Annotated in this window: 24 protein-coding genes and 1 pseudogene; 8 read left to right on the top strand and 17 right to left on the bottom strand. The window is 60.2% G+C overall.

Features of this window, described 5'->3' with window-relative positions; all coding sequences use genetic code 11:
• The first annotated feature begins 307 nt into the window (after positions 1–307).
• Positions 308–916: a LysE/ArgO family amino acid transporter gene (locus tag QSK43_RS23120; RefSeq protein WP_332305439.1), complete on the top strand. Its 609-nt coding sequence runs from the start codon at positions 308–310 to the stop codon at positions 914–916.
• Here the strand turns inward: QSK43_RS23120 and QSK43_RS23115 are convergent.
• Positions 913–1082: pseudogene (locus QSK43_RS23115) on the bottom strand (M20 peptidase family dipeptidase); the annotation flags it as partial. The gene QSK43_RS23120 and the pseudogene QSK43_RS23115 overlap by 4 nt on opposite strands.
• 128 nt (positions 1083–1210) lie before the next feature.
• Between QSK43_RS23115 and QSK43_RS23110 the strand changes: the two are divergent.
• The gene (locus tag QSK43_RS23110) at positions 1211–1798 is read left to right on the top strand and encodes a DUF1214 domain-containing protein (RefSeq protein WP_045017981.1); all 588 of its coding nucleotides are present in this window, start codon (positions 1211–1213) and stop codon (positions 1796–1798) included.
• Positions 1791–2339: a DUF1254 domain-containing protein gene (locus tag QSK43_RS23105; RefSeq protein WP_332305438.1), complete on the top strand. Its 549-nt coding sequence runs from the start codon at positions 1791–1793 to the stop codon at positions 2337–2339. Before QSK43_RS23110 ends, QSK43_RS23105 begins: the two co-directional genes overlap by 8 nt.
• A 20-nt stretch (positions 2340–2359) precedes the next feature.
• On the opposite strand, the gene QSK43_RS23100 is transcribed toward QSK43_RS23105, so the two are convergent.
• Entirely contained in the window at positions 2360–2548 is a 189-nt protein-coding gene (locus tag QSK43_RS23100; RefSeq protein WP_332305437.1) for a hypothetical protein, read from the bottom strand.
• Between the two features lie 553 nt (positions 2549–3101).
• Between QSK43_RS23100 and QSK43_RS23095 the strand changes: the two genes are divergently transcribed.
• Entirely contained in the window at positions 3102–4028 is a 927-nt protein-coding gene (locus QSK43_RS23095; protein ID WP_332305510.1) for a DUF2336 domain-containing protein, read from the top strand.
• A gap of 96 nt (positions 4029–4124) precedes the next feature.
• On the opposite strand, the gene QSK43_RS23090 is transcribed toward QSK43_RS23095, so the two are convergent.
• The 3 genes from QSK43_RS23090 to QSK43_RS23080 all read right to left on the bottom strand — a co-directional run bounded on the left by QSK43_RS23090 (position 4125) and on the right by QSK43_RS23080 (position 7017).
• A complete protein-coding gene (locus tag QSK43_RS23090) occupies positions 4125–4472 on the bottom strand; it encodes a DUF1491 family protein (RefSeq protein ID WP_332305436.1) in 348 nt (115 codons plus the stop codon).
• Positions 4473–4592: 120 nt separating this feature from the next.
• Positions 4593–5516: a peptidoglycan-binding domain-containing protein gene (locus tag QSK43_RS23085; RefSeq protein WP_332305435.1), complete on the bottom strand. Its 924-nt coding sequence runs from the start codon at positions 5514–5516 to the stop codon at positions 4593–4595.
• Positions 5488–7017 carry a sensor histidine kinase gene (locus QSK43_RS23080; RefSeq protein ID WP_332305434.1) on the bottom strand — a complete coding sequence of 510 codons (1530 nt, stop codon included), beginning with the start codon at positions 7015–7017 and terminating at the stop codon, positions 5488–5490. The genes QSK43_RS23085 and QSK43_RS23080 overlap by 29 nt, the downstream gene beginning before the upstream one ends.
• A gap of 483 nt (positions 7018–7500) precedes the next feature.
• On the opposite strand from QSK43_RS23080, the gene QSK43_RS23075 reads away from it, so the two are divergent.
• Together QSK43_RS23075 and QSK43_RS23070 are read left to right on the top strand one after the other, a co-directional pair.
• Positions 7501–7926 (top strand): DUF5330 domain-containing protein, encoded by a 426-nt coding sequence (locus QSK43_RS23075; RefSeq protein WP_332305433.1) that lies wholly within the window; start codon positions 7501–7503, stop codon positions 7924–7926.
• Positions 7927–8120: 194 nt separating this feature from the next.
• Positions 8121–8537 (top strand): SufE family protein, encoded by a 417-nt coding sequence (locus QSK43_RS23070; RefSeq protein WP_332305432.1) that lies wholly within the window; start codon positions 8121–8123, stop codon positions 8535–8537.
• Between the two features lie 4 nt (positions 8538–8541).
• Here the strand turns inward: QSK43_RS23070 and QSK43_RS23065 are convergent, their stop codons facing one another.
• The 10 genes from QSK43_RS23065 to QSK43_RS23020 form a co-directional block, all read right to left on the bottom strand.
• Positions 8542–9399 carry a DUF6456 domain-containing protein gene (locus QSK43_RS23065; RefSeq protein WP_332305431.1) on the bottom strand — a complete coding sequence of 286 codons (858 nt, stop codon included), beginning with the start codon at positions 9397–9399 and terminating at the stop codon, positions 8542–8544.
• Entirely contained in the window at positions 9392–9814 is a 423-nt protein-coding gene (locus QSK43_RS23060; protein ID WP_332305430.1) for a helix-turn-helix domain-containing protein, read from the bottom strand. Before QSK43_RS23060 ends, QSK43_RS23065 begins: the two co-directional genes overlap by 8 nt.
• 276 nt (positions 9815–10090) lie before the next feature.
• Positions 10091–10519 carry a MucR family transcriptional regulator Ros gene (gene ros, locus QSK43_RS23055; protein WP_045017199.1) on the bottom strand — a complete coding sequence of 143 codons (429 nt, stop codon included), beginning with the start codon at positions 10517–10519 and terminating at the stop codon, positions 10091–10093.
• 432 nt (positions 10520–10951) lie between these two features.
• The gene (gene mnhG / locus QSK43_RS23050) at positions 10952–11284 is read right to left on the bottom strand and encodes a monovalent cation/H(+) antiporter subunit G (protein ID WP_045017201.1); all 333 of its coding nucleotides are present in this window, start codon (positions 11282–11284) and stop codon (positions 10952–10954) included.
• A complete protein-coding gene (locus tag QSK43_RS23045) occupies positions 11281–11667 on the bottom strand; it encodes a cation:proton antiporter (protein ID WP_332305429.1) in 387 nt (128 codons plus the stop codon). The genes mnhG and QSK43_RS23045 overlap by 4 nt, the downstream gene beginning before the upstream one ends.
• Positions 11664–12158, bottom strand: coding sequence for a Na+/H+ antiporter subunit E (locus QSK43_RS23040; RefSeq protein ID WP_045017206.1), 495 nt, complete (start codon positions 12156–12158; stop codon positions 11664–11666). Before QSK43_RS23040 ends, QSK43_RS23045 begins: the two co-directional genes overlap by 4 nt.
• Positions 12155–13732 (bottom strand): Na+/H+ antiporter subunit D, encoded by a 1578-nt coding sequence (locus QSK43_RS23035; protein ID WP_332305428.1) that lies wholly within the window; start codon positions 13730–13732, stop codon positions 12155–12157. Before QSK43_RS23035 ends, QSK43_RS23040 begins: the two co-directional genes overlap by 4 nt.
• 19 nt (positions 13733–13751) lie before the next feature.
• Positions 13752–14129 (bottom strand): Na+/H+ antiporter subunit C, encoded by a 378-nt coding sequence (locus QSK43_RS23030; RefSeq protein ID WP_332305427.1) that lies wholly within the window; start codon positions 14127–14129, stop codon positions 13752–13754.
• Positions 14129–14548: a Na+/H+ antiporter subunit B gene (locus tag QSK43_RS23025; protein ID WP_045017212.1), complete on the bottom strand. Its 420-nt coding sequence runs from the start codon at positions 14546–14548 to the stop codon at positions 14129–14131. The genes QSK43_RS23030 and QSK43_RS23025 overlap by 1 nt, the downstream gene beginning before the upstream one ends.
• The gene (locus tag QSK43_RS23020) at positions 14545–16911 is read right to left on the bottom strand and encodes a putative monovalent cation/H+ antiporter subunit A (protein WP_332305426.1); all 2367 of its coding nucleotides are present in this window, start codon (positions 16909–16911) and stop codon (positions 14545–14547) included. Before QSK43_RS23020 ends, QSK43_RS23025 begins: the two co-directional genes overlap by 4 nt.
• 207 nt (positions 16912–17118) lie before the next feature.
• Between QSK43_RS23020 and msrB the strand changes: the two genes are divergently transcribed.
• Positions 17119–17526 carry a peptide-methionine (R)-S-oxide reductase MsrB gene (msrB, locus tag QSK43_RS23015; protein ID WP_003512009.1) on the top strand — a complete coding sequence of 136 codons (408 nt, stop codon included), beginning with the start codon at positions 17119–17121 and terminating at the stop codon, positions 17524–17526.
• 129 nt (positions 17527–17655) lie between these two features.
• A complete protein-coding gene (locus QSK43_RS23010) occupies positions 17656–18282 on the top strand; it encodes a LysE family translocator (protein WP_332305425.1) in 627 nt (208 codons plus the stop codon).
• Positions 18283–18302: 20 nt separating this feature from the next.
• On the opposite strand, the gene QSK43_RS23005 is transcribed toward QSK43_RS23010, so the two are convergent.
• The gene (locus tag QSK43_RS23005) at positions 18303–18800 is read right to left on the bottom strand and encodes a GNAT family N-acetyltransferase (protein WP_332305424.1); all 498 of its coding nucleotides are present in this window, start codon (positions 18798–18800) and stop codon (positions 18303–18305) included.
• A gap of 122 nt (positions 18801–18922) precedes the next feature.
• Complete coding sequence (trhA, locus tag QSK43_RS23000) at positions 18923–19591, bottom strand: PAQR family membrane homeostasis protein TrhA (RefSeq protein ID WP_332305423.1); 669 nt, start codon at positions 19589–19591, stop codon at positions 18923–18925.
• Positions 19592–19944: the final 353 nt, after the last annotated feature.

Genomic DNA, 19944 nt, shown 5'->3' with positions numbered 1-19944 from the left:
TAGTACTCTCCTCCCTCATTCCTGTGCTCGTCACAGGAATCCAGTCGACGCGCGTCTGCGCGGCGGGAGAGCCCTTTCAGCCCAAGGACTTGGGCTGGCTGGATTCCTGTGACGAGCACAGGAATGAGGGTGGAGAGGAGACAACGTCGTAGAAAATCGCCCTGTTGTATGGTTTGACCGATCATTAGTTTTTCTTATTTTAGCTGAATTTGTTTAATTTGATTAAGCCACGTGAACGAAATATCAAAGCACTCTGTTTGGAAGTGGTGGCATCGGCCATCCGCACAGGCACGGGGCAGCAGCCAGCATGGACATACAGATATTTTTCACCGGCCTGACGATGGGTCTGAGCCTCATCGTCGCCATCGGCGCGCAGAACGCATTCGTTCTCAAACAGGGGCTGGCGCGCTCGCATGTGTTTGCCGTGTGTTTCACTTGCGCCGTTTCCGACGCATTGCTGATCACTGTCGGCGTTTTCGGTTTTCAGCGCATAAGTGCGGTCATGCCGGCGCTCGATCCCATCATGCGGTATGCCGGTGCGGCCTTCCTCATCTGGTATGGCGCCAAAAGCCTGCATTCGGCGCTGCGTTCATCGGAGGCGCTCTCGGTCGCGGAAAAGCGTGAGGCGAGCCTGTGGCAGACGCTCGCCATTTGCCTCGCGCTGACCTTTCTCAATCCGCATGTCTATCTCGATACCGTCGTGCTGCTCGGCACCATCTCCACGCAGTTTCCCGGCTTCGAAAAGACCTTTGCGGCGGGTGCCGCCACCGGCTCGCTGCTGTTCTTCTTTTCGCTGGGTTATGGCGCGCGCTGGCTGCGCCCGATCTTTGAGAAGCCTTCCGCCTGGCGCATCCTCGAAGGCATCATCGCCGTCACCATGTGGGCCATCGCCTTCAAGCTGGTCATGGGTGCCTAAAGCGGCGGGCTATCCCCCTCTCCGATATCCCAATAAAGCCCGGCCATGATGGCAGAGCCTCGCGGGCAATCTCCTTCGGCAGATGTTCGTTCGGCGCATGCTGCGAGCAGCCGGGATAGGAATGCGGCACCCAGATGGTGCGCAGTTTCAGGATATCGACGAAGATATGGCGGCTTGTCGCGACATGATGGAATCCCTCTTCTGATCATTTTCACAAAGACTAAACAAGCCGCGCCATTTTCCAAACAGGGAATCAGTGATAGTCCTCGACCTGTTCAAAAACGGGAAAACAGCGTGTTCCGAGTTCCATTCCTTGTCGGCATCGCCCTACTGATCGCCTTTGGCGGCGGCATTGCCGCGACGCTGGCCGCACTTGAGGCGACATCCGGCTTCGGCTCGATCCGCATCGGCTCGTGGGACGCCTTTCCGGAAGCGCAGACGATCGAGGCCGATCCCTACGCCAAATCGCACCGCGCGGATGCCGGAAAGCTGCTTTACGGAACGGCCGAGGGGCTGGCCTTCACCGCCTCCGTCGACAGCGACGGCCAGCGTCTGACCGGCGAATGCCGCTACCGGCTGGCGGGGGCCGTGCCGCCCTCGCGTTTCTGGACGCTCTATACCGCCGACCAGCAGGGCAATGTGCTGGCCGAAGATGCCGGGCGGCCCTTCGCGCTCAATTCCCGCACACTTCTGCGCAGTGCGGACGGCGGTATCGACATCACCATCGCCCCCGATGCCCAGACCTATAACTGGCTGGCGGTGCCGCAGGGCCAGACGTTCAAGCTCGTCATGACGCTGCTCGACACGCCGGTCGCCGGCAGTTCCGGCCTGATCGACATCGCCATGCCGCAAATCCGCAAGCTGGGGTGTGGCAATGCTTAGGGTCCTGCTCGCCATCCTCACCGGTCTCGTCGCTGCTGCCGTGCTGCATGTCGTCATTCTTCTGGCGATACCGCATTTCAGCAATCGCGACGCCTATACCCGCGCCTTGGCGGAAGGAAAGCCGCATCTGTTTCATCTTCTTGAGGAGACGACGGAAAAAAAGACGCTGGGAAGCGGCGATCCCTTCATGCGGGTCGCGGTCTGCACCTTCAATATCGAGGAAAAGCCGGTCAGGCTCACCGCCATCGGCGCCGTGCCCTTCTGGTCCGTCGCGGTTTACGACAAGGCGTCGAACGAGGTGTTCAGCATGAACGACCGCACCTCCGCCGCTGGGGTGATGGATATTCTGGTGGCCGATGCCGTGCAGATCGCGGCGATCCGCAAGGCGCAGCCGCCGTCGCTGTCACAGGCCATTCTGGCGGAATCGGATCAGACGGAAGGGTATGTGGTGTTGCGCACGATGGTGCCGCAGCCAAGTTTCGGGGAAGAAGCGGAACGGTTCCTGAACGAGGCAAAATGCCAGCCGACGCCGTGGAAATAACGCCGGTCTATCAAGCGTAATCAGGATTTGAAAACGGTTTCCGGTGCGGGCTTGCGCTTGCGCGCATCCTTGCCATCCGGCTCCGTATCGCGTTTTTCATAACGCACGCCGGTAAACAGCACGACCTTCGCCGGACCCATCACCTTGCCGACCACGCCGGCGGGGCGCAGGCTTCGTCGGGCGTCGCCGATTGGAATAATAACTGCCATGCTCGTCTCCTCTTCGGGAGTCAATGTTGTTCATGGGAACCGCGCAAGCCTCGTCTTGCGTCGGGAATTTCATCACCATCACATTGCGCATATTCCAGTCCACGGACTGGTTTTCGCACGACCCTGAAACCGATAACGATTTTATACGGGATCATGCGCAGATTACGGCTTCGGCATGCCATTTTCGGGTTTATTCCATGGATCAGAATAACATGGAATCCTAATACTGCCCATGAAATTAGAGACAGACAGAGGTTAATGATCCGTTAACCCTAATCGCCGGGCGCCGACTTATCCCTCACAAAGCCACATCCGTTGGAAACAAAGGCGATGCGGCAAAGTTCCATGACATTTTTCCCGTCATGAAGGTTTTAAAAATTCCTTGTTGATAACAGCAGAATATCGCTTGCAACCCCCCATAGTTAACAGGGTGTCAACGGATTTGCTCTAATTTGAACCGATATTGTGTTTGCGTTTGTTGGGTAGTGCGTTGACCGACCGGTTTCGAGAACTTGAGAGGCCAAGAGCCGTGAGGAAGAAAGATGTGGTGCTTATGGCCACGGTGACGAATTTCGAGACTGTGTCCCATCCGTCAAAAACGGACCTTCGGCAGTTCGCTGAGCTTTTCATGCCGCTTTTCAACGCCTCCACCGAAGAAGCCAAGCGGGAAGCGATCGCAGCGCTTTCCCAGCATCCGAGCGTGCCCTCGGCGGTCGCCTTCTTCATCGCCTGCCAGCCGATTTCGATTGCCGCCCCGTTCCTCATTTCTTCGAAAAGCCTCGACGACGACACGCTGATTACCATTGCCCGCACGCAAGGGGCTGCCCATGCCCGCGCCATCGTCCGGCGTGACGACCTTTCGCCAACCGTCATCGATGCGCTTGTCGGCCTGCGCCACACCGAGGACCTGAAGCGGCCCGACGAGGAAACGATTGCCGTCGCTCCGCAGCCGGTGGTCAGCACCGTAGAACCGAAGGTGGAAGAAGACGCAGGCACTGCGACCGTATCTGCGCTCGAAGAGGAAATGCGCCAGCGGATCAAACAGATGGCGCATCATCTCAACCGCCCGGAAAGCGATGTTCTTGGTCTTCGACGCCTGGGTGACGTGCAGGAAGCCCTGCTCGTGCGTTTTGCCCGCGAGCGCGATGCGCGGCAGTTTGCGGTGGCGCTGGCGGATTCGCTATCGTCCAGCTACTGGCTGTCCGAGCGGATCATGCTCGATATATCAGGCGCACAGCTCGCCACCACACTCATCGGGCTCGGCATGGAATTTTCCGAGGCCGCCTTCATCCTGCAATGTTTCTATCCGCATCTTGCCGCCGCCGAAGGCGACATGAGCCGCGCCGAAGCCCTGCTCGACCGTCTCGATACCGTGGAATGCGAAGAGCGGGTGGAAAGCTGGCGGCGCGCCGACAGCTACACGCATTGCCGCGAACGGCCGAGCCACAGCGCACCGGTCGTTCACAAAACGGGGACGTGAGGTTAAGCAAGCCGGCCTGAACCTGAAGCAATTCCGGACCTCGCCGGGGTTCTCCGTGGATCTGTCAGGTCCGTTCTGAACCAGACGGCCCCTGACCTAAGGCTGATCCACCAGCGTCAGAAGAGTACCGATCTCGTCCGTTTCGATCTCGACAATCCACAGATCGCTATCGAACCGCCGTTCCTTTTCCAGAAGGGCGGCGGTTTCCTCGCCATCGACGCCGGCAAGGCGTGTCTCGAAGCGGCGCTCGGCGCGAATTTCCTCGTCATCGGCAAAACTTTGCGGCGCGGGTCCGTAGAGGTTTTCGCGGCCATCACGCAGACGTTGACGCACGAAGATTGCCCCCGCCGCCTCCGCACCCTTCTTTTCGACGGCAGCAAATCCACCGGCGGAAAAGACGCGCCGGACGAGGGCTGAGACGAAGATTTCGGATTTGAGGCGCATCGACGAGGCCTTTCCGGGCAAGCGTATACGGGGCCGAGAGGTTGCCCCCTCATCCGGCCCTTCGGGCCACCTTCTCCCCGGCGGGGAGAAGAAACAAGCGGCAACGTCCTGCCTTGACGTCTAAAGCGCCCCAATCGATTTCAGCTTCTTCAGCACCGCTTCGCTAGGCTCGCCGGTTTCCGGCAGGCGGTAGTGCTTTTCGAAATGGCGGATGGCGTTGCGGGTCTGCTCGCCGGCTACGCCGTCGACCTTGACCTCGGCATAGGCGATATTGACCAGTCCCTGCTGGATTTTGGCAATCAGCTCGCGGTTTACCGGCCTTGCGGCAGAAGCCCCGCCCGTGAGGGAAACCGGCTCGGCCTTGACCTGCGGTTTTTCCGCCTTGCGGATGGCTGCGGCGACGGGGTCGATCTCGATGCCGCCGCTGGCGTTGGCATCGGAAGGCCGGTCCCGGGGGATCGCGGCCACGGTTGCGCCGTCGATCCTGAGCGCTGCCAGCACCCGTGTCGTCGGCTCGCCGGTCTGCTCCATGCCGAGCGTTTCCTCGAAGAACATGATGGCGGCGGCCGTGCGCGGTCCCATCCGGCCATCCGCCTCGCCTTCGTAAAGTCCGCGTTTTTTCAGTTCGGCCTGAATGTCGGCAACGATCTGCTGCGGCTTCTGGTTTTCAGCTACGAGCGGCGTCGCGGGCGGCGCCGTTTCGGCTGCCAGTTGCGATGCCGTGTCGGTCTCGCTGGGACGTTCTATCCGGAAGGTGGTGACATTGCCCTGCGTACCGAGCGGCTCCGCCGCACGATAACCGGCAATGCCGTTCGGATTTTCAGCATCCCGCGTGCGCAGGAAAGGCGACGGGTGGACGCCCGGCTGATACCACAGCGCATTGGCGGCGACAAAACCGAAGACGACGGCAAAGGCGCCTGAGCCGCCCACCAGTTTCGGACGGCGCAGGAGTTCGCGCCCGATGGCCGAAACCACCAAGGAAACAATCCCGGCGCCGATCTGGGCCGTTGTTTTCTTAGGCGATTTTCGCTTTCGCGGGGCCATCGTCACCATCCTTTTTCATAATCGCGGCCATTTCGCCGAGCTGCCTGATGCGCGGCGGAAACTCCACCATACACTCGGTTTCAGCGTTTTCGCCACCTGCCATGCCGGAACCGTCGGCAGGCAACATGATCGTTACGACTGTCCCGTCGCCGGGCTGGCTGGTAATGGCGAAAGTGCCGCCATGCAGCGCCACCAGCCCCTTGACCAGAGACAATCCCAAACCCGTGCCCTCATAGCGACGGGTATATTCATTCTGAATCTGCATGAAGGGCTGGCCCAGCAGGTCGATCTTGTCGGAAGCGATGCCGATGCCGGTATCGCTGACCGTCAGCTTCAGCATCCTGCCTTCGCGCGCCGCATCGATCGAGATCACGCCGCCCGCATCGGTGAACTTGATGGCGTTGCCGGTCAGGTTGATGAGAACCTGGCGGAGGGCGCGCTGGTCGGCGGCGATTTCGCCGATACCGCGCTGGATGCGGCTGGTCAACGTCAGGCCTTTTTCCTTCGCCTGCAGACCGAGCATGGCCTCACAGGACGCAATGGTTTCCGCAATCGGGAAGCTTTCCATCATCAGCTCGTAACGGCCGGCTTCCAGCTTGCTCATATCCAGCATGGTGTTGACCACCGACAGGAGATGCGCGCCGGACTGGCGGATCAAGCCGACATATTCCCGCTGGCGGTCGTTTTCCAGCCTGCCGAAATATTCACCCGCCAGAATGTCGGAAAAGCCGAGGACGGCGTTGAGCGGCGTGCGCAGCTCGTGGCTGACGGCGGCGAGGAAGCGCGACTTGGCGTCATTGGCCGATTCCGCCTCCGCCGCCTTGCGGGCGACATCGCGGCGCAGCAGCTCCATCTCGGTGACATCGGAGAGCTGGGCGATGACGCGGCGCAGCCGGCCGGTGGCGGTGCGGATCGCCGTCATTTCCATACGCGCGTGAATGAATTGCACCGGGCGCGATTTCGCACCGGTTTCGAACCGCAGTTCCGCGCCGGCCTTGTCCTCGCCCTGCCGCAGAAGGTCGAAAGCCTGCATCAGCTCGATACGATCCGAGACATAGACATATTCGGCAAAGACGTGACCCTTGCAGGCCTGAAGATCGGCCGGGAATGTTTCAAGGTCGCGGCCGGAGACGCGCTCGACGAGACCGTTTTCATTGATGGTGAGCACGAGGCCGGGCATCTGCGAGGCCGCAACGAGGTCGTCGTCGCCGGCATGGGCGGAGAGCGACGCCGCGACACGCGCGGGACGCGAAAAGGCGATCAGCAGGGCGGCTGCGGCCAGATAGAGCGCCAGCACCAGGGCTGCGCCAATGGGCAGCGCGATGGCGGGGCTGAAGACGAGGCTGAACAGGGCGGGCACAACCAGAAGGCCAACGGCGCAGAAGGCAAACAGGCGGCGCAGGCGCGCAATGGTTCCGGCGCGCCTTTCGGCGTCCTCCTCCATACGCGCAAGCCATCTGCCCGCGGCATGGTCGACCAATGCGACCGCTTTTTTTCTCATGTTACGCAATACCAATACCGAATCCCTGAGACGGATCTAACAGCCCGACAATAGAAGGCCCCGGCTTAAGGAATGGATAAAAAGAATGGCGGCAAACGCCCGTGAAATGCGCCTCAGTCCCATTACGGGGCATTTCACGCAAGCTTTGCCAATCATGGTTAATGACGGGTAAGCGACGGATTTCGCTTCATTTTTGTCATCATGTTAACCTTTGTGGCAACACGACCCCCAGCTTTTGCCCGGAACAGGCGGCATCCGTCGTAATTATGCTTAACATGGACTGTTAAAATGCGAAGGAATTGCTGGCCGACGTCCCGATGCGAGGAGAATAGATACAATTTGAATTAAATTGCGTGGCTTTTTGCAATCGGCTGTTCGCCGGTCGCGTGTAGCTTCTTCCCAAGCCCGAAAAACGGGACAAAGGCCGATGACCCGAAACGGGCGGGGCTTCAAAACAAAGATCATCTGGCAGGGTGTCTGACAATGTGGTTTCTGATCAAAGGAACATTCTGGTTTTCGCTGGTGCTCGTGGCGCTGTCCTATTTCGGCAGCAGCAACGATCCTACCAAGGAACCTTCGGCATTCGATATTCCCAGCGCCGTTTCGGCAGCCGGTGAGGCCTATCGTTATGTCAGCGCCATCTGCATTGAAAAACCCGATGTCTGCGTCAAGGGCGCCGAAACCTTCCACGCGCTCGGCGAACGGGCAAAGGAAGGCGCCAAGGTCGCCTATGAATTGCTCGACGCCCAGCTCGCCTCCGGTGACAAAACGGCTCCCGCCACCGAGCTTGCCAGCGAGAGCGAAAAACTGGCCGAAGCGCCGGCAATCAGCGTCGAATTTCCCAAGGATACCGACATGCTGAAGACCGGCACTGTCATTCCCCTGCCGCAGAAGCGCCCCGCACCCTGAATTTTCCCGGCGGCACAGCGCCGCGCGATCCATTTTCCGCAGCCGGTTATGTCCGTCTGCGTGACTGCCTGCCTGACTTGCCCACGGAAACCTGCTTTCCGTGGGCTTTTTCATGGCCCGCATGGTTCAAAACCGCGCTTACTTGCCCTATATCGTAGCCAAGACATGCAATAACGAACGATACGGCGCAAAACATGGCCTCTCTCGACACGATCCTTGACGATTTCGCCTTCCTCGACGACTGGGAGGATCGCTATCGTTATGTCATCGAACTCGGCAAGGCGCTTCCCGATCTATCGGAGGACAAGCGCACGCCTGAGAACAAGGTGCAGGGCTGCGCGAGCCAGGTCTGGCTCGTCAGCCACAGCGACGGCGCGGAAGATCCTCTCATGACCTTCGAGGGTGATTCCGACGCGCATATCGTGCGCGGCCTCGTCGCCATCGTTCTCGCCGTCTATTCCGACAAAAGGGCCTCCGAGATCGCCGGTCTCGACGCCATCGAAGTGTTCGACAAGATCGGGCTGGTGGAACATCTGTCCTCGCAGCGCGCCAACGGCCTTCGTTCCATGGTCAAGCGTATCCGCGAGGAAGCGCGCCTTCTGGCCGCCTGACCCCTCACCCCGCCATCATCGTTCTTGTCATCGGAGGGCGATAATCTTCGTCGCCCCAGTGATGGCTTGACCGCCTGGCGCGTTGCGTCTGCGGCGCATAATGCCGGACAAGCGACAGCAGGGCGGCCCGCAGCAGCAGTTTTGCCGAACGCGCCGGCCATTGCCGCTCCCGCTCCACCGCCTCAAGCCCTTTTTCGAAACAGCAGACATCGATGGCGACGCCGCAGAGTTCTGGCCCCATGGCGTCGGCCGCGCGGGAAAACCTTGCCCGTGCAGCCATCGCCGCCTCGGTGAGATCGAGCCCGCCACTTGCCTCGCCCCTGGTGCGGCTCGTTATTTTCGGCTCCCATGTCGCCGTTACCCTGGGATTGAGGTGCGCGCGGTGGAAATCGGCGGCAAGGCGTTCGCCCGCCTGCAGGGCATCCGGGGGAAAGAATGCCGTGCCGTCCTTCTCCTTCAGACGTGAAAGGCTCGTCAGGATAGAGGAGTTGAGATTGCGCCGGGCCGACTGCCTGCCCTCGCCGGCATCCACGATCACCGACTGCAAATCCCAATGCTGGTCCTGAAAAATCTCCTCGCGGTCCTTGGCCATGGCCCGCTTCAGATAAGCGCCGAGTGGTGGCGCAGCGGAAAGCGTGGTTTCCTGCCTCTCGATCAGCCCCGACGAGATGGCGAGCCGGACCGTTGCGGCCGGAAAACGCGGGGCCGGACGCGCTGCCCTTTCTTTTTCTTCTCCGGGCCGGCGCAAGACCATATCGTCGCCGTCCTCCGAGATCTCGGCCTTGCCCGCAGCAATGGACCGCAAGAGCCGCAACAGAATAGGGTCCGAAGGCAGGCCCGCAGCGCTTTTCGCCTCACTCATCGCGGACCCCTTTCATCACGTTGAAAATGCTGCCGGTAAGCCGCTCCAGTATGGCGACGAACTCGTCAAAGGCCGGTTCGTCGCGACGATCCTCGACCACCTGGCAGGCATGGCCGACCGTGGTTCTGTCCCTGCCGAAACAGGGGCCGATATCCGACATGGGGATGCCGAGTTGCACATGGCAGACATACATGGCGATCTGGCGGATATGGCATTCGCGGCGCCGCCTGTCCCGGCGCGCAGCCAGACGATCGCCGGTCAACTGCACCATCTCCCCAGTCAGTTGCCGGACCAGCTGGCAAGCCTGCGAAATCTCATCCCGTCCGGCCACAGGCGGAAAACGGCGAAAGTTATGACCGCTGGCCTGCACGCAGGGCCGCAAGGGGGCAGGCAAAGAAACTATGTCCGGCGGCATATGCAACTCCTTTACGAATAGGAATTAATTCATACATCCGAGGACTGCTATGGGGAAGTGCAAATTTGACATGAAAAATCATGCGATTGATTTCGTTTAATTTTTGAAGAAATGCGAGACCCGACAGAGGATTTTTTTCCTCTTTCGAAATTATGCGCGGCAATAAAAAAGCCGGTCAAGAGACCGGCCGGCGAAAGGATCGAGTGTTGCGGCATGCCCTGCCGCCTTCTCCCCGCCGGGGAGAAGAAACGGCCGACATGATTCGTCTTTAAAAAATCAGCGGTTCGCCTTGCGGCGCTGACCGAGACCCATTTCCTTGGCAAGCCGCGAACGGGCTTCGGCATAGGCGGGAGCAACCATCGGATAGTCGGACGGCAGATCCCATTTTTCGCGATATTCTTCCGGTGTCATGCTGTGATGCGTCGTCAGGTGGCGCTTGAGCGACTTGAACGAGCCGCCGCATTCCAAACAGACGATATGATCGTCCTGAACCGACTTGCGAACGGACACGGCAGGCTTCTGCTTTTCAACATTGACCGCCACCGATGCCGGCGCCGATGTTCCGCTGAGTGCCGTATGAACATCCGAAATAAGGCCGGGAAGCTCTGTTACCGGAACGACGTGGTTGCTAACATAGGCAGCCACAATATCCGCCGTCAGTTCGACCAGCAGATCCTGGGCGTTACCGTATGCAGTTTCCGTCATTTAAGTATCTCCTGTTATTGATCCCCTGACGCGGGCAAACGCCGCATCGAGCGATGTGAAGTTACCCGGTGCCCCACCTTCGCCCTGTTGAAACCAACGTGAAATCTACCCCTAGATTTCAAGCGAAAACCGGAAACGAATTGATCCGAGATTCAACTTGTGGCCCGCGACATGGGCAGCAATGGCCTGACAGACCATAGATTAGACATTAATAAAATGCCTATGCCGACTATGAAGAGGCTAGATGCAAGTCACGACTAGCAACTTTACACTTAATTTGGATAGCATCAAAACAGCAAAAGTCAAATTCCTATTATGAATTTTTCAGTTCAAAACAGTCTAATTCGAATACAAAAAATTACGGGTAATAAAATACTATGCCAAGTAGTAATGGAAAACGAACACCCCCTGTTATTGAGGGGTAATTCAACTTCAAATTTTCTTTAGGTCATCAACTACCGATTTATCGGACAGTGGATAACCTGCCTTGTGTGCAGCCATGGCAAGAAGATGTGCGGAGACCGGCGCTGTCAAAACAAAGAAAAAGAAACCGGCGAGCGCCCGCGCCAGCGTCGATAGTTCCATGGAGTGAATGCCCACGGCCAGAAGCAGCAGGCCGGAGCCAACCGTGCCGGCCTTGGAGGCCGCGTGCATGCGGGTGTAGACATCGGGCAGACGATTGAGCCCGATCGCCGCGATCAGCGAAAAAGCAGCGCCTGAGAGGGTAAGCGCCGCAACCAGAATAGCCAAGAACCAGTCCATCATCGTCCGCCCTTTCTCTTTCCGCGACCTTGCTGGGGTCTCCTGGGGCTTTCATCGGCTTCCGACGCCCGCTCACCGTCCAGCACCGTTTGCGATCTGCGCCGGCCATCCGCGCCGCGCGACAGCACGAAGCGGGCAAAGGCCACCGTGGCCAGAAAACCGACCAGCCCGAGCGCGATGGCGATATCGACATAAAGATCGACGCCGGTGCGGACGGCGATGACCGCAATGAAGCCGATGGCGATGCCAACCAACATGTCGAGCGCGACAATCCGGTCCGGCAAGGTGGGGCCAACAACAACGCGATATACTGTCAGCAAAAAGGCGGCTGAAAGGACAACCGTGGCAAGTATAGTTGCAAATGAAACGATGTGTTCCGGCGTCATCCCTGAAACGCCTCCATGATCTTTTTTTCGAAACCGTTCCTGATGTCGTTCTTCGCGGCTTCGATATCGCTGCAATCGATCGCGTGGACGTAGAGCGTTTTTCTGTCCTCGGAAATATCGACCGAAAGCGTACCGGGGGTCAGCGTGATGAGGTTGGCGAGGAGCGTGATCTCGAAATCGGTCGCCACCGCCAGCGGATAGGCGAATATGCCGGGCTGCACGTTCAGCTTCGGCCGCGTCACCATAACGGCAACCTTCCAGGCCGACAGCGCCAGCTCCTTGAAGAACAGCAGCAATAACGACAGCACGCGGACAGGACGCAACCGGCGCCCTCCACCTTTACCCCCACCGCCGCCGGATATCTGGTGGCGGATAAGGCCGAGCGCCAGCAGCGAGACGATGAAACCGAAGAGGATGTTCGCCAGCGTGACGCTGCCGGTTACGGCAAGCCACACGGCGACGAACAGGAATTGCACGACATAGAGGCTCATGGTCTGCCTCCCTCGGAAAACACCGACTGGATATAGGCTTCAGGATTGCCCAGTCCCGCCGCCGCCTGCTGGCTGAGATTGAGCAGGCTTTCCGGAAACAGGCCGAAAAACACCACCAGCAATGTCAGCCCGACCAGCGGCGCGAAAGACGGGACAGCCAACGGTGACGTTGGCTGTGCCGGAGGCTGGCCGGTGGATGCTACCGCCGGTCGCCAGAAACACAGAAGGAAGACCCGCCCGAAGGCGATGGTGGTGATGAAGCCGGAGGCGAGAATGGCGGTGGCGAGCCACCAGGCGCCGATATCGATCGCCGATTTGACGAGAACGACCTTCGGCCAGAAGCCGGAAAAGGGCGGCAGGCCGGAGCCTGCGAAAAACAATGCGAGCGCAAGGCCCGAAAACCACGGAGCCTGCCGATAAAGACCGCTCAGCGACGACAGGGTAAAGCCGCCGCCGAGACGCGCGGCATGACCGGCGGCCAGATAAAGCGCCGTCATCAGCACCATGGAGTGCAGCGCGTAAAAGATCGCGCCCGCGACACCGGAAGGCGTGCCGATGGCGATACCCGCCATCATGTAGCCGATGCCTGATATGACGATGTAGCCGAGCATGCGGCGGATGTCGTTCTGGGCAAGCGCGCCCATGGCGCCCAGCACCATCGTCAGCGCCGCAGAGGCGGCAATGACGATGCTCAGCTCCTCCCGCTCCACCGGAAACAGCATGACCATGACGCGCAGCAGCGCATAGATGCCGACCTTGGTGAGCAGGCCACCGAACAGCGCGGAAACCACGATGCGCGGCGTGTGATAGGATGCGGGCAGCCAGAAATTCACCGGGAAAGCCGCCGCCTTCATGGCGAAGGCGAGAGTGAAGAGGCTGGCAAGCGTCATCAGCGGTGCAGTGTCCCGCAGCCCGGTCGCCTTCAGCGCGATATCGGCCATGTTGAGCGTGCCGAAGATGGCATAGAGATAACCGACTGCGATCAGGAACAGCGTCGTGCCGATGAGGTTCAAAATGGCGTATTTCAGCGCGCCATCGATCTGCTCGCGCGTGGAGCCGAGTACGATCAGACCGAAGGACGAAATCAGCAGCACCTCGAACCAGACATAGAGGTTGAAGAGGTCGCCGGTCAAAAATGCGCCGGTGACACCCGCCATCAGCAGCATCAGGAAGGGATAAAACCCGTATCGCCTGCCGCTGGCGTCGATATCGGCGCTGGCATGGATGGCAGCCGCAAGCGCGACGATGGCGGCCGCGAGCGACAGCAGCGTGCCGGTGAGATCAGCCGTGAACGCGATGCCGAAGGGCGGCAGCCATCGGCCCATGACCATGGTGAACGGCCCCTCGGTCACGACCTTCCACAACAGAGCGGCATCGAGCAACACCAGCAGGACGAGCGCCGTGATGGCAATGGGCGCATGCCAGCGCATGGCGTGGCGCAGCATCATCAGCACCGCGCCTGCGCCGATCGAGAGCGCGACGGGAAGAATGATCAGCCAGTCGGACAGCGGCACGGGCGCGACGACGAGTGCTGCGGAAAGATCGGATATTGCGGAAGTGGTGGATGAAGCCATGTGTCTGTGCCCCGCCCGCTCAATAACCGAGCGGCGGCAAAGGCTCGCCTGCCGGTTCTGCGGTGCGCATTTCGTCCGTATCGTCCGTCTGCAATTCCTGGAACGCACGCCAGGTCAGCACCAGAAGGAAACAGAAGAAGGAAAAGGAAATGACGATCGCCGTCAGGATCAGCGCCTGCGGCAGCGGATTGGCCGCGCCCGCGGGAAGGACGTCCATGCCGGGCGGAATGATCGGCGGCACTTCGCGCGTCAGCCTGCCTGCCGTGAACAGCAGAAGGTTGACCGCATTGCCAAGGATCGCGATGCCGAGCAGCATGCGGATGCTGTGGCGCGAGAGCATGAGATAGATCGCCACCGAGAAGAAGATGCCGACGAGAATGGAGAAGACCGCTTCCATCAGTCGCTGTCCCTTTCTTCCAGCGCAAGCGCAATGGAGGTGATGGCGCCGACCACGACGAGGTAGACGCCGATATCGAAGGACATGACGGTGGAGAGCGGCATCTCGACCCCGAGCAGGCTCGGATAGACCCAGAGCCCGGTCATGAAGGGCACGCCTGCGGCAATCGAGACGAGGCCGGACAGCATCGCCATAAGCAGCCCCGCGCCGGCGATGGCGAGCGGATGAAACACGATGGCGCGCCGGACTGCCGCCACGCCATAGGCGATGCCGTAGATCGCCAGCGCCGAGACCGCGATCAACCCGCCGATGAAACCGCCGCCAGGTTCGTTATGGCCGCGCAGCAGCACGAAGATGGAAAACAGCACCATGAGGCTGGTGACGACAGGGGCAACGGTGCGCAGTATAAGCGTGTTCATGCCCGTGCTCCCTTCTTCTTCGCGGTTTTGGCCGGTCCCTTGACGGCGGCCGGGCGGATGCGGATGAGCGCGAGGATGGCAAGGCCTGTTATCATCACCACCGCGATCTCGCCCAGCGTATCCGTGCCGCGGAAATCGACGATGATGACGTTCACCACATTCGCCCCATGGGCGATGACCTTGGAATAGGTGTTGTAGAAATCGGTGAGGCGATTGTCGAACGACGCTTCAGTCGCCCGCATCAGGAACAGGGCGAAGCCGGTGCCGCAAGCGATGGCGATGATGCTGTCCAGAAGCTTCTGGCCACGGCCGCGATGGTCTGACGGCGACAGGCGAAGCCGCGTCATCACCAGCGTCAAAATGACGACCGACAGCGTCTCGACCATGAATTGCGTGAAGGACAAATCGGGTGCGCCGAACAGCAGGAAGGTGACCGCCACGGCAAAACCCTGAATGCCGAGCGCGATGATGGCGGTAAGCCGGCTGGAAGCCGTCAGCACTGCGACAAGGCCCGCAACCGCAATGGCGATGAAGGTCAGCTCATGGATCTTCATGTCGCGCGGCCATGCCGGCATGGTCGGAAGTTCGCCATAGAGAAACAGCGGCGCAAGCAGCGCGGCGGCGACGATGGCGAATGTGGCGGTAACGTAAAATTCCAGCCTGCCGGGCTGGATGAGCCGCGTCACATGGAACGAGATTTTGACCAGCGCCGCGATGAAAACATCGAAGCCCCTGTCCGGCCCCGGCCCCAGCGCCTTGAAGCTGCGCACCATCAGGCCACGGACAGTGGATAGCTGCGTATAGAGGACGACGCCGAGCGCGATCGTCAGCAGCGACAGGCCGAGCGGCACGCCGATATGGGGAATGAGCGAGATTTCCACCGGGCGCGCCTCGCCCGCGATAGCGCTCGCCATGGGTGTCGAAACGTAGAAATGCGCGATGCCGGAAAAAAGCGCGATGGTCAGCCCCTTCACCGCCAAGAGCGCCGGGCCGAGCCAGAGCAGGATCGGCCCCTCATGCGCGTGTTTGGGGGTCTTGACCGGCCTGCCGATGAAGGGTTTCAAGCCCACGGCAAAGGCGACGGCGAACATCAGCGCGTTGCCGAGAATGGCGACGCCGGTGAACAGCACTGCGCGGGGATTGCCATGCGCCAGCGCATAATAAATCTCTTCCTTGGCGAGAAAACCGAAGAAGGGCGGCAGGCCGGCCATGGAAATCGCCGCCGCCAGCGCCGCCGCAAAGGTGATCGGCATGGCCTTGCGCAAGTCGCCAAGCTTCGTCACGTCACGGGTGCCGGTTTCATGGTCGATGATGCCGGCGACCATGAACAGCGCGCCCTTGAACAGCGAATGCGCCACCAGATAAAGCACTGCCGCCTCGATGGCGTGGTCCGAACCGAAGCCGGTCAGCATGACAAGCAGGCCGAGCGACGACATCGTGGTATAGGCCAGCATCAGCTTCAGATCGGTCTGGCGCACGGCCAGCAGCGCGCCGGTGAGCATGGTCAGCCCGCCGAAGAACGGCAGCAGGATCTGCCAGGCGGCGGTATCACCGAGAACGGGATTGAGGCGCATCAGAAGATAGACGCCGGCCTTCACCATGGTCGCCGAATGCAGATAGGCGGAAACCGGCGTTGGCGCTTCCATGGCGTTGGGCAGCCAGAAGTGGAACGGAAACTGCGCCGACTTGGTGAAGGCGCCACCGAGAACCAGAAGCAGCGCGGCCAGATAGAACGGGCTGTCGCGCAATATATCGCCGCCGCGCACCAGCATCGACAATTGCGTCATGCCGCTCATGTCCCAGATGAAGATCAGCCCGGCCAGCAGCAGCAGGCCGCCGCCGCCGGTCACCACCAGCGCCTGCAAGGCGGCACGGCGTGCGGCGGGACGCGTATGATCGAAGCCGATCAGCAGGAAGGAGGTGATGGAGGTCAGCTCCCAATAGACGAACAGCATCAACAGGCTGTCGGAGACCACGACACCGAGCATCGCGCCCATGAACAGGAGCAGGAAAGACAGGAAGCGGCCCTGTTGCGGATGCCCCTTCATATAGCCGCCCGCGTAAAGCACGATCAGCAGGCCGATTCCGGTGATGAGAAGCGCAAATGTCAGCGACAGGCCGTCGATGAACCAGGAGAAGCTGAGGTTGAAACTCGGAACCCAGGCGTAACCGCCTGTCACCACGCCGCCCGCCGCCACCTCCGGCAGCATCAGCGCGAAGTGCACGAAAGCCAATGCCGGCGCGATCGCCAATATCCACGCGGCATTGTGACCCAATTTTTTCACCAGCACCGGTGCGGCGAGCGCTGCCAGAAACGGCAAAAACAGCGACAAGAATGTCAGCGGCGTGACATCTGATGTCATTCACATCTCCCGGGGTGTCCCCCACCCCTGCGCGCCAATGAATGGCGTTCTTTTTCAAATCGGATTTTTCAGTTAAGGCATAGGCACCGCTATCTCAACCCAAATCGACTCTCGCCCCCCGCACATAACGTACTCGTTATAACATTTAGCCTCTTTCAATCGGCCGCAGCGATGACTATTTCTGGCAGGAACAGAAAGGATCATTCCATGAGCGATCTGACATCTCCCAAAGTGAACAAGAGCGATGCCGACTGGCGTGAGCAGCTGACACCGGAGCAATATCGCATCCTGCGCGAGCACGGCACCGAGCGCCCCTTCACCGGCCCCTACTGGGATACATTCCAGAAAGGCCTCTACCGCTGTGCCGCCTGCGACGAGCCGCTGTTCCTCTCCGACACCAAATTCGATGCGGGCTGCGGCTGGCCGAGCTATTTCGAGCCGGTGAAACCGGGCGCCGTGACGGAACATCGCGATGCGACGCTGGGCATGGTGCGCACCGAAATACGCTGCGCCAATTGCGGCGGCCACCTCGGCCACGTCTTCCCGGACGGCCCTCCGCCCACCGGCCTGCGTTATTGCATCAACGGCCATTCGATGGTGTTCGAGCCGATTTGATAAAAGAGGCTTGATAAAAGACAGGTGAAAGGCCGGCTTCCTCGCCGGCCTTTGTATTTGATGCCGCCGTCTCGACAGCCGGGCCGGAGAGTGAGATCATCGTCATCTCACTCTTTCCGGATCACGACCATGGCGCTCGAAACCATCCTCATATTCATTCCCGCCTGCTTTGCCCTGAACATGGCGTTCGGGCCGAACAATCTTCTGTCGATGACGGTCGGTGCGCGATACGGCATGGCGACGGCGGTGATGGCGGCGAGCGGCAGGCTCGTCGCTTTCGCAGGCATGATCGCGATTGCCGCGCTGGGGTTAGGCGCGCTTTTGATGGCGTCCGAGATGATGTTTTCGTTGATCAAATGGATCGGCGTTCTTTACCTGCTGTGGATCGGTTTCAAGCTCATACGCTCAAAGGCCGACATTACCGCTCCCGATGTATCCTCGGGCAACGGCAATGTTCTCAGGACCTATCTGCGGCAGGAGTTTTTCGTCGCCTCCGGCAATCCGAAGGCCATCCTGATCTTCACGGCCTTTTTCCCGCAATTCATCCAGCAGGACGCCTATTGGCAGAGTTTCGCCACGCTCGGCGGGATATTCCTGCTGCTCGAAGTGGTGGCGATCACCGTCTATGCCTTTGTGGGTTCGCGACTGTCCGGTCTCATGCGCAATGCACGCGCCCTGAAGCGCGTCAACCGGATCAGCGGCTCGATGATGATGGCTTTCGGCGTCATGCTCGCCTTCGCCCGGCGTCCCGCCTGACTGACATCCTCGCCGAGGTGTTAGCTTAGTCTCAGCTCCATGCAGGTCAGGTCCAGCCAGCGGCCGAACTTGGTGCCGACTTCCGAAAACCGGCCCGCGACCGTGAAACCGAGGCTTTCATGCAGGCGGATGGAGGCTGCGTTTTCCGATTCGATCGCGGCGATCAGCACATGCACGTCATTGCCTGATGCATGGTCGATGAGCGCCCGCATCAGCCGCTTGCCGATGCCGTGGCCGCGGGCGTCCTTATGCACATAGACCGAATGTTCGCGGGTGTGGCGATAACCGTCGAAGGCGCGCCAGTCGCCATAGGAGGCATAACCGGCAACCTTGCCGTCGAGAATGGCGACGAGGACCGGAAAGCCGCGCGACTTACGGGCGGCGAACCATTCCTTGCGGTTTTCCAGATCGACCAGCACCTCGTTCCAGATCGCCGTCGTATTCAGGACCGCGTCGTTGTAAATCTCCATGATGCCGGAGAGATCGTCCACGGTCGCATCGCGCAGTTCCACGCTCATTATCGTTCGCCCTCGTTCTTGCCTGCACCGCGCCGGCAGTCTTGCCGTCGCGATCTTCAGGCGAGCATTAGGCGATGGCGTGGATGGCTGTCCAGTGCCCCGTTGGTATCAGGAAGCACTCTTCAGGATGTGAGGGGAACGAGGCTGAACGAGGTAACCACCGCGACATAGTGGACAACGGCGGCGGCAACGACGAAGCCGTGCCAGATGGCGTTCTGGAACCGCAGCTTTTCCCAGACGTGAAAAATCACGCCCAGCGAATAGATGACGCCGCCGGCGACGATCAGCCAGAGCGTGACGGGCGCCAGATGCGACGAGAGCGGCTGCACCACCATGATGCCGCTCCAGCCCATGGCGAGATAAAGGCCGATGGCGACGCGGTCGTAACGGCCGGGAAACACGCATTTCAGCAATATGCCGCAGATGGCGGCAAGCCAGATCAGCCCCAGCATTGTGGCAATCAACGGCTCGTGAATGCCGCGCATCAGGAACGGCGTATAGGTGGCGGCGATCAGGATGAAGATCGCCGAGTGATCCAGCCGGCGCAGGAACCATTTTACGTTGGAGTGCGGCCAGATATTATAGGTGAAGGACACGGAGAGGCAGGCAACCAGCCCGAGACCGTAAATCCAGGCGGCCGCAATGGCGCTGAGGCTGCCCCAGGCGGTGGCGTAAAAAATCAGCGCCGTGGCGCCCACCAGCGCGAACACGATGCCGACGCCGTGCACAATGCCATCGGCGACGATCTCGTGAAAATCATACTGGCGCCCAAACCGCCACACGTTACTCATAATCCATACCCGTTTGCCTGCTTGTGACAAAGCATGACGGCAATTTTAGACAGGAACAAGACAGCGGCAGGTTAACGGCGATCAAATTGCGTTCGTGGCTGTTGCGAAATGAGAGGTTGGGCGATGCCGCTAACCCGAGCGATCGCCTGTGGAACAGGCGCATGCCGCTTGTTTCTTCTCCCCGTCCCCGCCTGGGAGAAGGTCGCGGCAGCGGGTTGAGGGGGGCGAGGGTAGAGATATTCGGCAACGTTGCCCCCTCATCCGACCCTTCGGGCCACCTTCTCCCCGGCGGGGCGTGTTGCAAAACACCTTGTTTCGGCCGTCTGACAGGGGGGAAGGCCGTGTTTTGGCCC

It is taken from the genome of Rhizobium sp. GR12 (assembly GCF_036596185.1).
In the GTDB taxonomy this organism is placed as follows: domain Bacteria; phylum Pseudomonadota; class Alphaproteobacteria; order Rhizobiales; family Rhizobiaceae; genus Agrobacterium; species Agrobacterium nepotum.
Note: the sequence above shows the minus strand (reverse complement) of the source record. Positions and strands in the feature narration are given on the sequence as shown.